Origin of the sequence: Gracilibacillus kekensis (genome assembly GCF_900143085.1) — a bacterium.
Lineage (GTDB): Bacteria > Bacillota > Bacilli > Bacillales > Amphibacillaceae > Gracilibacillus > Gracilibacillus kekensis.
In genome coordinates this window covers 281,680-296,257 of the sequence record NZ_FRCZ01000006.1, presented here as the reverse complement: position 1 = coordinate 296,257, position 14,578 = coordinate 281,680, and the positions used below count along the sequence as shown (strand labels likewise).

Genomic DNA, 14,578 nt, shown 5'->3' with positions numbered 1-14,578 from the left:
GCGAAACCATGTATTATCCGGTATTAGCCCCGGTTTCCCGGGGTTATCCCAGTCTTACAGGCAGGTTGCCCACGTGTTACTCACCCGTCCGCCGCTCGTTCCACGAACTTCCTCCCGAAGGATTCCGTTCGCTTCCCGCGCTCGACTTGCATGTATTAGGCACGCCGCCAGCGTTCGTCCTGAGCCAAGATCAAACTCTCAATAAAAGTTGTCTTGCGCACAGTTGTTAAACTGGCTTGTTTCATGTTTTTATCATACTGGTTGTTTTGTTCAGTTTTCAAAGATCAATGTTGCGTCGTCTTTTGCGACAGCTTTTATATCATATCATCCTCAGCAATTGATGTCAACAACTTTTCTGTTAGAAGTTTTCATTCATTTTGTCGTTTTTTAGATGATATTTTTTGGTGTGTCGTTTTCAGCGACGATTAATAATATATCATGTTTATTGATATAGTGTCAATAACAAATCCAACATTCATTCAATTCATCAACAAAAACAGTATATGCCTTATTCAATAGATAGGTGACACTTGTTTTAAAATAAAAAAGCAGAAGCCGGATAGCTCCTACTTCATACCTGCATCATTTACTTGATACTTTCTGTGACGTATTGTTTCACTTTTTGTTTCTTCTAATATTACTGTGATAATATCTTTAAAAACAAGATATTCCATTGTACTAACTAAATCGTACTTATAAGGAGATACATCAGGATGTGTCTTCAATTCACCGAACCCCCATGGTTCATGTCTTTCACTCATTACATTAATTAAATGTGCTGCACATGTATCTGTACGCTTGTTTAGAGCGAAATCTATGGCAAGCAACATTAATTCAACTCTTTTTTTCGTTTCTTCCGTACTTCTTACGAGTTCTTCGTATAACTTATATACTTCTGGGTCTATTCGTTTCACCTGACTCCACACCATTACTTCAGGATGATACCCTTTTTCTATAATAGCGATTCTCCCTAAGTAGTGTAAAGAACGTAACAATCTGCTATAAGCATCTAAGTAATGACCTGTTTCATATAGGTTTCGTGATTCACTATAACTTCTGGTTAATTTAGAGAATTCTATTGCTAGACGTAACTCCCGTTTATCTTGAGGAAAGATTCGAAGTGTTTCTTTTAGTTGTGCTATATATTCGTTACGATCGTAAATAATTCTTCCATTAATGATCCACTCCACCGCTCTTCGGTATGTACTTGTCTCAATCCATTCCTGCAATAATTCTTGGTCTATGACATGGAGTGCTGCTGATTGTTCTTTAAACTCGTAATGTTTAACTAGCCATTTTTCTTCCAGTGATTTTACGATTACTAATAAAATCGAGTCAAAATTATCAGTTTCAGGGCTAATCATTCTCTTTTTTTCCATGATTAATATTCCCAATGTATTTCGATTACTTGCCCGTTCCTGATAAATAGGACGTAAAATATCTTCCAAAAGATTCTCCCCCTCTAAATACATATAATTATTATTTCGATAAAAAAATCCTATTCCCTTTAATTCAAAACATTTTTTTGCTTTTCCTACTTTTTACCCAAATAAGCTATTCTAAAAACATGCTGTTCTATCGCTAAATAAGTAGGGACAAGCATTTTGATATCAATTATGCTATACTACACTCATTAATAGATTACGTTTTTGGGGGAAGTTGTATGGCGGATATAACATATAAAAATAAAATAAATCGAATTAGAACCTTTGCTTTAGCATTGGTTTTCATCGGATTCGTTATTATGTATGTAGGTTTAGTCTTTCGAGATATAGAATGGTTAATGCTTCTTTTTATGATTTTAGGAACGCTCTCCATTGTGTTTAGTACAGTAGTTTACTTCTGGATTGGTTTACTATCGACTCGGGCTGTCCAGATTATATGTCCAAATTGTGAGAAACCTACTAAAATGTTAGGCCGGGTTGATGCATGTATGCATTGCAAAGAACCTTTAACCTTAGATAAAAGCCTTGAGGGAAAAGAATTTGATGAGAGTTATAATTCTAAAAAGAAACGTCGCTAACTAAATAGCGACGTTTCTTTATTAAAATGAAAATTTCATTCTATACTTTTTCAATTAAAATGTATAAAAAACACACGTGCAACATTGCGACGTGTGTATAATATTAAACGATTTGTTTTTTGTCTTTCTTACATTCATGGCAAACACCATAGACTTCCATTCGATGATGGCTTACATCAAACCCTGTAATTTGCTCTGCCAATGATTCCACTTCATCAAGACTTGGATAATGAAAGTCAACAATCTTTCCGCAACTTTCACAAATAATATGATAGTGCTTTGATGTATTGCAATCAAAACGACTAGAAGAATCTCCATACGTTAATTCACGAACTAAGCCGATTTCTCGGAAAACACGTAAATTATTATATACGGTTGCAACACTCATATTAGGAAATTTTCCTTCTAACGCTTTATAAATATCATCAGCAGTAGGGTGAGTCTCTGCATTTAATAAAAACTCCAACACCGCATGACGTTGTGGTGTAATTCGAACGCCTGAAGATTTAAGTTTATCCACCGCTTCTTGCAGCATATGATCAGACACCGTCATGCACCTCACTTTCTCCTACAATATTGTAATAAACACTTGTGTATCAACACTTGTTTACAATAGCAACTGTATTAACACAATTATTACTTTGTAATTCTTATAATTAGTGTACTCCTTAACTGCTTATTCTGTCAATATAAGTATACGAGTTCAAGTTGATTTTATGCTTGATAGATTAAATATCCGCTTTAAGGTTAAGTTCCTGTACATTTAGTTGATGGTTCACTGTCCTTGCTGCAACAAAAAGATAATCAGATAAACGATTTAGATATTTTATCGCTAATGATTCTCCCAATTCCTCTTGTAAATGAACCGCGATTCTCTCAGCTCTTCTAGTGATCGTTCGTGCATGATGAAGAGAAGTTGCAGCGATATGTCCTGATGGTAATATGAAATTACGTAATTCTGGCAGGTCTTTTTGCCATTGATCTATCTGTTGTTCAAGCTGATCAATATGACGTTGCTCTAATTTCCAGGTTACTTCCTTACCTTGTGGTGTGGCAAATTCTGAACCAACATGAAATAAAATTGTCTGAATATGATGTAATTCTTCTATTACATTTGCTTTGTTTTGAATTTCCGCTTGCTCGATATAACTGATTGCCTGACCAATCACCGCATTTACTTCATCACACGTACCATATGCTTCGACACGCATGTGACTTTTAGGTACGCGTTTCCCATAAATAAGTGACGTTTCTCCTTTATCGCCTGATCTTGTGTATATACGCATCTAATCCATTCCTTTCTAAGAAAAGCGCAGAGCGCCCGCATAGAAACGTAGCGACTGGAGCGAATCGACTGAGATAAAGGAATCACGGTGAGCTTGTGAACCGATGATGACTTTCACCTGAAGGCATAAGTGCGACTAAGCCTCTGGTTTCACCAATCGGCAAGTCTTCTTTATCGTAGGGCGATTTCGTGAAGTCGCCTAGTTTCTGGGTGCTCGGAGCTAGACATCTGTGAATTTTTATACTTTCTTGCTTTCTAAAAAAAGTGCAAGCACTCCAAATGCTCGCACTTTTCGTTCTATTTAAAGCTCTTCACGAATGTAGTTTAATGCTTTTTCGACATGCCCTTTTACTTGGACATTGCGATATTCCTGCTGGAGTACACCATCTTTATCGATAATAAAAGTGGAACGGACAATTCCCATATATTCTTTACCAAATTTATTCTTTAATTGCCAAACACCGAATTGTTCTGCTACTTCTTTGTCTTCATCTACTAATAATTCGAATGGAAGATCGTGTTTGTCGATGAATTTCTTATGGCTTTCTTCGGAATCAGGACTAACTCCTAAGATTACAGCGTTTAAGTCTTGGAAGCTTTCATAATTGTCACGAAAATCACATGCTTCGGTTGTACATCCTGGTGTGTCGTCTTTTGGATAAAAGTAAAGCACGACATGTTTACCTGTATAATCAGAGAGTTTTACTGTTTCGCCTTTATTGTTTGTAAGTTGAAAATCTTGCACTGCTTGTCCTACTTCGACTGTCATTACTAAATCCCTCCATCAATCATTTGTTACCTTTAGCGTATATGAAATAGACGGAACTCTCAACTAATACACATCTTTTTCACCTTTTTTCTGCCAGATTTTCAAGAAAAAAGCTGGCGGTAAAATGTAACCAATTAAGGCTTCGATCAATGCTAACAACCGTCCCCATCCGACCGGTGTAATATCGCCGTAACCTACTGTCATTAACGTCACCCCACTAAAATAGAAGGAATGTGCTAATGTTTCGAATGCTGGCAGTTCTCTTAATTTTCCATCATCCAAAAGTAATACACCTTGAAACGACAATACAAAATACAAACAAGCAAAACAAGTTAGCACCGTAAAGTAAACAACAAGCAAAGTATAAAAAATTTCATACGAAAAATAACTTCGTTGATGGGCTTTATCAAAGATAAAGGCATATAAACTACCACATAGCAGGACGACAATGAGCAGAATCGAGATAACAGCAACCATGAGTTTCCTCAGCTCTTCCTTATTTATTTTTCCCTATTTTTAGTATACGATGGACAAGTAGGAGTGATGACTAAATGATGCGCATCTATATCGTTGAAGACGATCCAAAAATACGAGATATATTAAAAGACTTCTTGGGGAAATATGATTATCAGTTAAAAACAGTTGATGATTTTGACCAAATCTATCAGGAGTTTTCTGAGTTTGAACCACACCTTGTCTTGTTAGATATTAATTTACCTAGATTTGATGGTTTTTACTGGTGCAGAAAAATTCGTACTGCCAGCAATTGCCCGATTATTTTCATTTCAGCCAGAGACAACGGCATGGATCAAGTCATGGCAATCGAGAATGGTGCAGATGACTACATAACCAAACCGTTTCAATTAGAAGTTGTCTTAGCCAAAATTAAAAGTTTAATGCGCAGAGTATATGGAGAATATCGAAGCGATAAGGCTTCAACAATAATCGATGTTGATGGATTAAGCTTAGACCCTGCAACTTTTCTCTTATCATTCCAACAACAGGATTGTTTGTTAACCAAAAAAGAATGTTTATTAGCACAAGCCTTTTTAACACAGGTAGAACAAATTGTATCAAGAGAGTTTTTGTTAGAACGATTATGGGATGACCAGGATTTTGTCGATGATAATACGTTAAGTGTCAATATCACCCGCTTACGCAAAAAGCTACTGGATCTTGGTATCGAAAACCCGATCAAAACTATTCGCGGCGCAGGATACAAACTAGAGAAAACATGGGAGAATTAACCGATGAAAGCTTATCTCAAAGATCAAATAGGAATGATCCTTTTCTTTTATTCACAAATAGTCTTGGTAATGATTGTTGCTAGATTAGCTAGTGGTATCGATGGAGAAGCGATAAGTAATAACAACTTAGTATATATGTTAGTGATCGTTACTTTCTTTCTAATCATCTATCATATTTATCGTTATAATAAATTTCGAGATATCTATCGCCATACAGTAGAAGAAGAAAGTGAATCTGCCTGGTTACCAGAACCACCTGATCAATTAACCAGCCAGTTAAAAGAACATTATGAAAAACAATACCATAGCTATAAGCAGCAGGTAGAAAAACTTCACGCCGAAAAGCGACAGGAAAATATTTTTATGCAGCAATGGATTCATCAGATGAAAACACCGTTATCGGTCTTGGGATTAACATTAGAAAAAGAACAAGAAAACCTTCCTGCTGATCTGAAACAATCGATGGAGGAAGAACTGGATCGGATCAAACATGGATTACAATTAGCTTTATATCAATCTCGCCTACAACAGTTTGAGAGGGATTTTCATGTAGAAAAAATTTATTTAAACGAACATATTCGTTCTTTAATCCAAGAATACAAATCAAACTTTATTCGAAATAGAGTATATCCTAAAATAGAAATCGATCAGGATTTGTTTGTGTATTCGGATCAAAAGTGGCTTGGTTTTGTCTTAGAGCAAATTATTAATAATGCGATTAAGTATGCGAGTCAAACGAATAGTCAAATTACCTTTTCCACTGATAATTGGTACGGGGCGGTCCAGTTAAGCATTAGTGATCAAGGGATTGGGATTCCGCAGCAGGACCTGACACGAATATTTGACCCCTTTTTCACTGGAGAAAATGGCAGGCATTATCGGGAGTCAACTGGTATGGGGTTATTTTTGGCCAAGCAGATTTGCGATGCATTAGATCATAGGCTCGAGGTTATCTCAGAAGTCGAAAAAGGAACAACGATTTCCATCGAATTTAACCCTTCCTAACGGAAATCTTACAAAAATGTAAGGTTTCTTTTTTATTTTGAAAGAATAATCAATATGTAATCGTCACATGGAGCTCTATAATAAAAGCATAGTATTCAATCAGGAAAGGATGAACGATATATGAGCCTTTTACAGGCAACGAACATTTCAAAAGTGTACGGGAGTAAACGCGGGATTGAGCATAAAGCAATTGATAACATATCGCTTTCAATAGAAAAAGGAGAATTTGTTGGCGTAATGGGACCTTCTGGTAGTGGTAAAACAACTCTTTTAAATATGTTATCGACGATTGATCGCCTATCTGCAGGCACTTTGACGATTAACGGCGAAGAAATCACTCGTCTTCCAAAAGGAAAACTTGCAAAATTCAGACGGAGAGAAATGGGTTTTATATTTCAGGATTTTAATTTATTAGATACGTTAACGATTGCAGAAAATATCATGCTTCCGCTAACCTTAGACGGCTGGAAGGTAAAAGATATGGAAAATAAATTAGCGCATGTGGCCAATCAGCTAAGTATCGACACAATCTTACGAAACCGAAGTTTTGAAGTTTCCGGTGGTCAAATGCAACGTGCCGCTATTGCCCGGGCAATAATCCATGAACCAGCAATTATTTTTGCAGATGAACCGACAGGAAATTTAGATTCAAAGGCTTCTCGACAAGTGATGGAGGCTCTTGCACATTTAAACCGTGAAAAGGAAGCAACAACGCTAATGGTATCACATGATCCATTTGCTGCGAGTTTCTGTGAGCGCATCTTATTTATCAAAGATGGCAAAATATTTAACCAGTTAAATAAAGGGGATAACCGCCAAACCTTTTTCCAAGAGATCTTAAACGTACAGTCGATGCTAGGAGGAGATAACGATGACCTTCAGACAGTTCGCGTTTAATAATGTAAAGCGAAATTCCAGGCAATACATGAGTTATTTCTTTAGTTGCATGTTCTCGGTTGCTGTCTTCTTTATTTACGCGGTGATTATGTTCCATCCGGAAATTGAGGGACACGAATTTCGTGAAACGGTGCAACGCGGGATTGTAGCAGCTGAAATTATTATTTTCGCTTTCTCCTTTTTGTTCGTGATGTATTCAACAGGGGCTTTTGTTAAATCTCGTAAAAAAGAATATGGATTATTGATGACCTTAGGGATTAGTAAGGGGCAACTGAACCGCTTATTAATTATTGAAAATACGATTATTGCGATTGTCTCCATTGTAGCAGGTGTGTTGGTCGGGATATTGTTTGCCAATTTATTTATTATGGGATTCTCACAAATTCTAGGGTTAGATGGATCGTTAGGATTCCATATTGCTCCAAAAGCGATTTTCCTCACCGTAATCGGATACTTTATTATGTTTGAAGTTAATTCGTTATTTGTGGTGTGGACGTTACGTACTAATGCGGTGATCGATTTGTTCCGCGGAGCTCGTGCATCGAAACGAGTACCTCGATTTTCTTGGATTTTAAGTATTATTGGTCTTGGTTTAGTGGTGGCAGCCTATTATATCGCTTGGACTGCTGAATTATATAACATTTTTTATAGAATGTTGCCGATTCTAGGTCTGATTGTGCCAGGAACCTATTTGTTATATACACAATTTTCGGTTGCCTTTACGAATCTGTTAAAGAAACGAAAATCACTCTATTTTAAACAGACGAATCTTTTAACCATTTCAGAGCTTAGTTATAAATTAAAGGACCATGCTCGTTTATTATTCTTTGTGACGATTTTGAGTGCTGTTGCGTTTACAGCATCAGGGGTTTTATTTGGTGCATTAAAAAGTGCTGAGACAGAGGCTACCGCTTTTGTCCCTCAGGATATGACTTTATTAAGTAAAGGCGAAGAAAATATAAGTCAGATGGATGCAGAAGTACAAAAAGTAACCGATTATCTGGATCAGGAAAAGATTAACTATACAACAGTCAACATTGAACGTACACAGGCGAGGTTTACCGAGGACGGCAATGAGAGATGGCTTGATATAATTTCATTCTCTGACTATAAAATGTTAGCAGGGTTGAATGGAACGGAAGTAACGAAAGCACCAGCTGATGACGAAATTTTTATAATGTTGCCTAATGTTGTTTTACCTGCTGATACAAATTTTCCAGAATCAATAGAGATACGTTCTGAGAACAGTCAACAGCAAGTAGCTATAAAAACCACGGAAGCTGTGTTAATAACTAATAGACATACGAGCTATTCTGGAGTGGTATCTGATCAGTTGTATGAAAAATTTGCTTCCCGTGCTCAAGCAAATGAGCGTTATCGGACGGTTGTTTTTTCAATTGATAACTGGACAGAACATGCTGAAGCTATTGTAGAAAGTATGTCAAAAGTTGATGAAGAAATTATTTCTGGAAGAGATGCTAGTGCTGATTTCTATTTAATAATGAAAAATTCGTTATCTCACGCGTTATTCTTTGGTTTATTTATTAGTGTGCTATTTTTCTTAGCCGCTGGATCGATTCTTTATTTCAAATTGTACCAAGATCTTGATAAAGATGTGGCCCAATACAAAGCCCTCTACCGGATCGGCTTAACGGTGAAAGAAATGAAAAAAGTAGCGACCAAACAGGTAGCATACTTATTTTTCATACCATTTAGTGTAGCCGTGATTCATGCGAGTTTCGCATTTAAGGCATTACAAAATATGCTGCAGTCTTCGATTATTTTACCAAGTGTCAGCTTAATCAGTTGTTATCTCTTGGTTTATGCCATCTACTTCTTTTTTATTAGAGGATTATACATTTCCAAAATGAAGCAAGTGATGTAAGCTATTTTTCCCTCTATGATGAAAATGCTATAATGTTGTAAGGTTCTCATTACAGAGGATCTTACCGAAGCATTTTCAATCATGGAGGTATTTTTATGCAATTTACAAAGTCGGAAGCTTTACATAAAGAAGCACAGGAGCACATTGTTGGTGGGGTTAATTCGCCTTCACGTGCGTATAAAGGAGTAGGCGGAGGATCGCCTGTTTATATGGAAAGAGGAAAAGGCGCCTATTTTTGGGATGTAGATGGTAATAAATATATAGATTTTCTTGGTGCATATGGACCGATCATTACCGGACATGCACATCCACATATTACAAATGCGATTCAGAAGGCCGCAGAAACTGGTGTTTTATATGGCACACCGACAAAACTCGAAAATATTTTTGCCCAAAAATTAAAAAAAGCGATTCCTTCGATGGATAAGGTACGCTTTGTTAACTCTGGTACCGAAGCAGTCATGACAACAGTTCGTGTCGCTCGTGCTTTTACCGGTCGGGAAAAAGTGATCAAATTTGCCGGTTGTTATCATGGTCATTTTGATACCGTGCTAGTGCAAGCGGGCTCTGGTCCAGCGACATTAGGTAATCCCGATTCAGCTGGTGTTACAGAAGCAACTGCAAAAGAAGTGATTACTGTCCCTTTTAATGATATCCAAGCTTTCCAGGAAGCGTTGGCTCAGTGGGGAGATCAAATCGCTGCCGTATTAGTAGAACCAATTGTAGGTAACTTCGGGATTGTCGAACCTGTTGAGGGCTTCTTACAGGAAGTCAACGATCTTACACACGATGCAGGTGCTCTTGTTATTTATGATGAGGTGATTACCGCGTTCCGCTTCACCTATGGATCGGCGCAAGAAATCGTTGGTGTCGAACCAGATATGACTGCTCTAGGGAAAATTATAGGCGGTGGTCTACCGATTGGTGCCTATGGTGGTAAGAAAGAAATTATGGAACAGGTCGCGCCACTTGGTCCAGCATACCAAGCTGGTACAATGGCTGGGAACCCTGCATCCATGTCTGCCGGTATTGCCTGCCTGGAAGTATTAGCATCAGAAGGTATCTATGAAAAGTTAGATCAGTTAGGTGCTATCCTTGAAAAAGGCATGCTCGAAGCTGCTGAAAAGCATGGAATTGATATTACAGTTAATCGATTAAAAGGCGCCTTAACTTTATACTTTGGCACAGAAAAAATAACCAATTATGCGCAAGCAGAGGCTTCGGATGGAGAGAGATTCGGTCAGTTCTTTAAATTAATGTTGAAGCAAGGTATTAACCTTGCCCCATCTAAATATGAAGCATGGTTTCTAACGGTTGCTCATACAGAGGAAGATATAAATAAAACCATAGACTGCATTGAGCAGGCATTCGCAAAAATGAGGAAGTGAAAAGAGCATGGCATTCGCCAGCTCTTTTTTTCTATTCTTTTTTGATTAAAAACCGGTGCAAGAAATATTCTGGAATAACTAATATAACTGCTATCACTATTGATGCAATTAACGAAATAAAGCTACCTTCAAACATATTTGAAATAATATAAAGGATTAGAAATGTGGCAATGAAATCTAGACATACACTGACCCACAACCGTTTCCTTTTCAATATAATAGCCTCTAGAAACAAGCCACTTGTGATTAGGATGAGGACTATTACAACGGGTTGCCAAATAGCTTCATAATGCACCTGTTCCCAGATATAAATAGCTATAAACAATACAATTGGAATACTCACAGTTTTTATAAGGAGGCTAAGCATATTATTCATTCCCTTCCCAATTTAGCGTTCCCCTTATTTTGGTTTATATGCTTTTCTGTGAATACTCACATAGAAATAACAAACACTAGACTTATATTAATTAGTAAAGGAGGGGCCAATCCAACATCTATGTCAGCAGTGTCAACAGCTTAATTATTACTAAATCTTTAGTTAAAGGAGATGCAAAATGGGTATTTTATCAGGAGATCCAAAAAAACAACCGCTACATTACGGAGAAGTATCAAGCATCTGGTCATATTTACTAGTTGCAAAAGGCAATTATGCTGCCTATCAGACATTTTTAAATCATTGTGGTGATGAGGATTTAAAAAAACACTTAGAGGATGGAATTTCCCTCATAAAACAGGAAAGTGAAAGAATTGAAGAAATACTTAAAATAAACGGTATTGCTTTACCACCTGCTCCACCAGAGCGATCTTATGCTACTTTAGAAGATATTCCAGTGGGAGCTAGGTTTAATGATCCTGAAATAAGTGCTGCTTTATCTGCAAACATTGCGAAAAGCCTAGTAGCATGCAGTGCGATTATTGGTCAAAGTCAACGTGAAGATATCGCGATGCTTTTTGGACAATTCCATATGAACCAAGCACAGGCAGGTGCTAAAGTGTTACGACTAAACAAGGAAAAGGGTTGGATTATTACCCCACCACTTCATACCAACATACCTACCAAACAATAAAGTGAGATGATCACAAGTCAGTAATAAAGCTAAACAGGATGTAAAGTAATTGGACTGTCATCCAACCGAAATTCATCTCCCCCGTATCGTTATTGGGCAATGCCCTTCAAACGCTTGAAGAGGGATGTTTCTTTCGGTTTACGTTTAAGTAGGAGGTTAGACAAATGGGAAAAGCCTTTCAACCTAAAGATACAGGGAAATTAACAAATGAAAACTACGGTAATAAGAAAGACAGAAGAAAAGAAGAAGCTCTTACCTCAAATGGAACGGAGCCAATCAAAAACTTAAAAAAATAAGACTGTTTATGGCGAGCACAATGGTGTGCTCGCCATTTTAAATTTATCTCTAAGAGGGAATTAATTTTTGGCTACAGATACTATTCCCTATTAAGCTTCATTCGCTTCTGGCTTAATGGCAAAGAACGTAATTAGTATCGCTACCCCTCCTACACCTGCCAGAAAAAAATACAGCCAGTCTTCATAGTTATTCATTAAAACGGCAATCACTGGTGGCCCTGCAGCTACGCCTAAAAATCGCATACTACTATATAACGCTGTCACCGTACCTCGCACATTCTTTTCGATCCCTTCCGTAATCAATGCGTCTAAGGTTGGCAAGGATATTCCTATACCAATTCCTGCAATGGATAACAATACAGCCAAATAAAGTAAACTTACATCTGTTTTGACAAATAGTAATGGCACTGAAGCAATCACATTTCCAGTAAGGATGACCCACTTCATGATTACTTTACTTTCACCAATTTTTTTCCCTGCTGCATAAGATGCAATACATAAGAATAATAATGGTATAGCAAGAATTAATCCTTTTATGATCCCTTCTTTGTCGTAGTGTTTTTCTAATAGTGTCGAAAAGTGAAATAAGAATCCAAATAGGACAAACATATTGATACAACCAATAACAAAGGTGGTGGTTAACCATCTACCATTATCATGGAATACCTGTTTAATAAATTGTATAAATTCTTTAAATGTTTGTTTTTTGGCTTCTTGATCCTTTGGACTCTTTACCATAAATAACACCATGACAACTGCAATCGCAGAAAAAATCGGTATAAAAACAAAAGGGAGAAACCACATAAAAATAGCCAGCCATGCGCCAATAATCGGGCTTAGTACTTTGCCAAATGTATTTGAGGTTTCAATTAATCCTAAGCCTGCACTCACTTCTTTTTCATCTTTAAACAGATCGCCAACTGTTGGTATCACAACTGGAAAAGCACCAGAAGCACCAATTCCCTGCAAAAAGCGTCCGATTAAGATGATCATAAATGGATTTTCCATTTTCCAAGCAGCAAATGCAGAAATAAGTCCTCCTATCCCAGTAATAATGAGACTTGGCACAATAACTTTTTTTCGCCCTATTTTATCTGATAGATAGCCTGCTATTGGTATTAGCAGAATTGCTACAATCGAATAGACGGTAATAATCAAGCTCGATTGAAAAGGTGTAATATTTATTTTCTTTTCAATAATAGGCAATATTGGTATTAACATCGAATTTCCTAAAGTCATTACTAATGGAATAGAAGCTAAAGCAATCAAATCTAATTTTTTTTCTCTCACGTTTTTCCCATCCATTCAAAGGTTATATAATACTATGTCTATCTTTCGCTTACCGATTATTTTCATACTTGTATTTTTTACATGTTTGTTTCACGTTAACTTTGTAACCTGTTATAATCAGAATATATGACAAATTTTAGAAGGATGATTTATTTTATGAAGCTTGGTGCACGGATGCTTAAGACTGGCGTTGCGATAACTGTAGCACTATATGTTGCTCAGTTAATTGGACTTAATTCCGCAACATATGCTGGTATCGCAGCAGCTTTTGCAATCCAACCAAATATTTACCGATCATTCCAAACGATGCTCGAACAAATTTATGCTAATATTTTCGGCGTTGGTATCGCAGCAATGGTTGTGTTCACCTTAGGAAATGATCCCGTAGTGATTGGTTTTACGATTGTAATTGTCATCGGAATTTGTATGACACTAAAAATGAACGAGAACACAATTGCTCTCGCTATCATAGCTGTTCTTGCTGTAATGGAAACCTCCGAAATGATGCTATTGAATTTAGCAGGATTACGTTTTTCGGCCTTAACATTAGGTATTGTTTCCGCATTCTTAGTAAATATGTTATTTTTGCCTCCAAGATATGAATTGCGGTTGTTCAAATCAATCGATCAACTAACTTCAGATATTTTACAATGGTTACGCATCTCTACTCGTCATTTATCAGATGATCCAGCGTTAAGGACTGAAATTGACCGCATTCAAACCGAATTAAGACATATTGATAATACATATTTATTATTTAGCGAAGAACGAATTTACAGGAGAAAAGCAAGAATGCCTAAAATGAGGAAGTTAATTATCTTTAGGCAGATGATTCATACGTCTAGGAAATCCTTAGAAACGTTAGAAGCGTTTCATCAATATGATGATAAAGTCGAACACATCCCTAAAAAGTTTCAAAATGTTTTAGTTGATGAATTAGATAAAATCATTTATTCACATGAACGCCTTCTTTTAAGCGCAATGGGAAAAATTAAAAAGAATCCTACGAAATCGATTGAGGAAATTACCGATCCAGATATCCCACACCTTGTGGAAACATTGATTCAAGTATATGAACAGGATGAAAAAGAACGTCTTGCGTTATTACCACTTGCGTCTCGTTTAATGGAATATCATAAAGAGATTCTGCATTTACAGAAGATTTTAAATAGTTATCAAAGGTTTCATGAGCATCTTGATTTTAATTTCAAGAAAAAAAGAAGGAAAATAATGCCTTTGTAAGTTTCTTAATTATTTAAACCCGATGAGATCGTTGCTCATCGGGTTTTTGGTCGTTGATTTTAGAAGAAATGCCGATGAGATATATTCTCGTCGGCATTTTCGACGTTAATTGCTTGTGTAATGCAGACGAGAGGACTTCTCGTCGGCATTTTGGACGTTATTCGCTTGTGAATTGCCGATGAGA

General features: G+C 36.8%; 16 protein-coding genes and 1 rRNA gene. 9 read left to right on the top strand and 8 right to left on the bottom strand.

Annotation, left to right across the window (positions count from 1 at the left end):
* Both BUC25_RS15180 and BUC25_RS15175 read right to left on the bottom strand, forming a co-directional pair.
* Positions 1-206: ribosomal RNA gene (locus tag BUC25_RS15180) — 16S ribosomal RNA — on the bottom strand; the annotation flags it as partial.
* A 360-nt stretch (positions 207-566) separates the two neighbouring features.
* A complete protein-coding gene (locus tag BUC25_RS15175; RefSeq protein WP_073202734.1) occupies positions 567-1,448 on the bottom strand; it encodes a nucleotidyltransferase-like protein in 882 nt (293 codons plus the stop codon).
* A gap of 215 nt (positions 1,449-1,663) precedes the next feature.
* Between BUC25_RS15175 and BUC25_RS15170 the strand changes: the two genes are divergently transcribed.
* Entirely contained in the window at positions 1,664-2,023 is a 360-nt protein-coding gene (locus tag BUC25_RS15170; RefSeq protein ID WP_073202733.1) for a YgzB family protein, read from the top strand.
* A 103-nt stretch (positions 2,024-2,126) separates the two neighbouring features.
* Here the strand turns inward: BUC25_RS15170 and perR are convergent, their stop codons facing one another.
* The 4 genes from perR to BUC25_RS15150 form a co-directional block, all read right to left on the bottom strand.
* Positions 2,127-2,576, bottom strand: a complete 450-nt coding sequence (gene perR, locus BUC25_RS15165; protein ID WP_073202732.1) for a peroxide-responsive transcriptional repressor PerR — start codon at positions 2,574-2,576, stop codon at positions 2,127-2,129.
* A gap of 175 nt (positions 2,577-2,751) precedes the next feature.
* A complete protein-coding gene (locus BUC25_RS15160; protein ID WP_073202731.1) occupies positions 2,752-3,309 on the bottom strand; it encodes a cob(I)yrinic acid a,c-diamide adenosyltransferase in 558 nt (185 codons plus the stop codon).
* 300 nt (positions 3,310-3,609) lie between these two features.
* Positions 3,610-4,077 carry a thioredoxin-dependent thiol peroxidase gene (gene bcp, locus BUC25_RS15155; RefSeq protein ID WP_073202730.1) on the bottom strand — a complete coding sequence of 156 codons (468 nt, stop codon included), beginning with the start codon at positions 4,075-4,077 and terminating at the stop codon, positions 3,610-3,612.
* Between the two features lie 63 nt (positions 4,078-4,140).
* On the bottom strand, positions 4,141-4,554 hold the full coding sequence (locus BUC25_RS15150; RefSeq protein ID WP_073202729.1) for a potassium channel family protein: 414 nt from the start codon (positions 4,552-4,554) through the stop codon (positions 4,141-4,143).
* 74 nt (positions 4,555-4,628) lie between these two features.
* Between BUC25_RS15150 and BUC25_RS15145 the strand changes: the two genes are divergently transcribed.
* The 5 genes from BUC25_RS15145 to BUC25_RS15125 all read left to right on the top strand — a co-directional run bounded on the left by BUC25_RS15145 (position 4,629) and on the right by BUC25_RS15125 (position 10,499).
* A complete protein-coding gene (locus tag BUC25_RS15145) occupies positions 4,629-5,324 on the top strand; it encodes a response regulator transcription factor (RefSeq protein WP_073202728.1) in 696 nt (231 codons plus the stop codon).
* A 3-nt stretch (positions 5,325-5,327) separates the two neighbouring features.
* Complete coding sequence (locus tag BUC25_RS15140) at positions 5,328-6,329, top strand: sensor histidine kinase (RefSeq protein ID WP_073202727.1); 1,002 nt, start codon at positions 5,328-5,330, stop codon at positions 6,327-6,329.
* Positions 6,330-6,449: 120 nt separating this feature from the next.
* The gene (locus tag BUC25_RS15135; RefSeq protein WP_073202726.1) at positions 6,450-7,226 is read left to right on the top strand and encodes an ABC transporter ATP-binding protein; all 777 of its coding nucleotides are present in this window, start codon (positions 6,450-6,452) and stop codon (positions 7,224-7,226) included.
* The gene (locus tag BUC25_RS15130; RefSeq protein ID WP_073202725.1) at positions 7,201-9,111 is read left to right on the top strand and encodes an FtsX-like permease family protein; all 1,911 of its coding nucleotides are present in this window, start codon (positions 7,201-7,203) and stop codon (positions 9,109-9,111) included. The genes BUC25_RS15135 and BUC25_RS15130 overlap by 26 nt, the downstream gene beginning before the upstream one ends.
* 95 nt (positions 9,112-9,206) lie before the next feature.
* Positions 9,207-10,499: a glutamate-1-semialdehyde 2,1-aminomutase gene (locus BUC25_RS15125; RefSeq protein WP_073202724.1), complete on the top strand. Its 1,293-nt coding sequence runs from the start codon at positions 9,207-9,209 to the stop codon at positions 10,497-10,499.
* 31 nt (positions 10,500-10,530) lie between these two features.
* On the opposite strand, the gene BUC25_RS19890 is transcribed toward BUC25_RS15125, so the two are convergent.
* Positions 10,531-10,866 (bottom strand): DUF2512 family protein, encoded by a 336-nt coding sequence (locus BUC25_RS19890; RefSeq protein WP_211619593.1) that lies wholly within the window; start codon positions 10,864-10,866, stop codon positions 10,531-10,533.
* 187 nt (positions 10,867-11,053) lie between these two features.
* Between BUC25_RS19890 and BUC25_RS15115 the strand changes: the two genes are divergently transcribed.
* Positions 11,054-11,566: a DUF3231 family protein gene (locus BUC25_RS15115; RefSeq protein ID WP_073202722.1), complete on the top strand. Its 513-nt coding sequence runs from the start codon at positions 11,054-11,056 to the stop codon at positions 11,564-11,566.
* Positions 11,567-11,730: 164 nt separating this feature from the next.
* Complete coding sequence (locus BUC25_RS19720) at positions 11,731-11,862, top strand: hypothetical protein (RefSeq protein ID WP_280174064.1); 132 nt, start codon at positions 11,731-11,733, stop codon at positions 11,860-11,862.
* A 90-nt stretch (positions 11,863-11,952) separates the two neighbouring features.
* Here BUC25_RS19720 and bcbE read toward each other — a convergent pair whose 3' ends face one another.
* The gene (bcbE, locus tag BUC25_RS15110; RefSeq protein WP_084543485.1) at positions 11,953-13,152 is read right to left on the bottom strand and encodes a bacillibactin exporter BcbE; all 1,200 of its coding nucleotides are present in this window, start codon (positions 13,150-13,152) and stop codon (positions 11,953-11,955) included.
* Between the two features lie 156 nt (positions 13,153-13,308).
* Between bcbE and BUC25_RS15105 the strand changes: the two genes are divergently transcribed.
* A complete protein-coding gene (locus tag BUC25_RS15105) occupies positions 13,309-14,394 on the top strand; it encodes an FUSC family protein (protein WP_073202720.1) in 1,086 nt (361 codons plus the stop codon).
* The last annotated feature ends 184 nt before the right edge of the window (positions 14,395-14,578 follow it).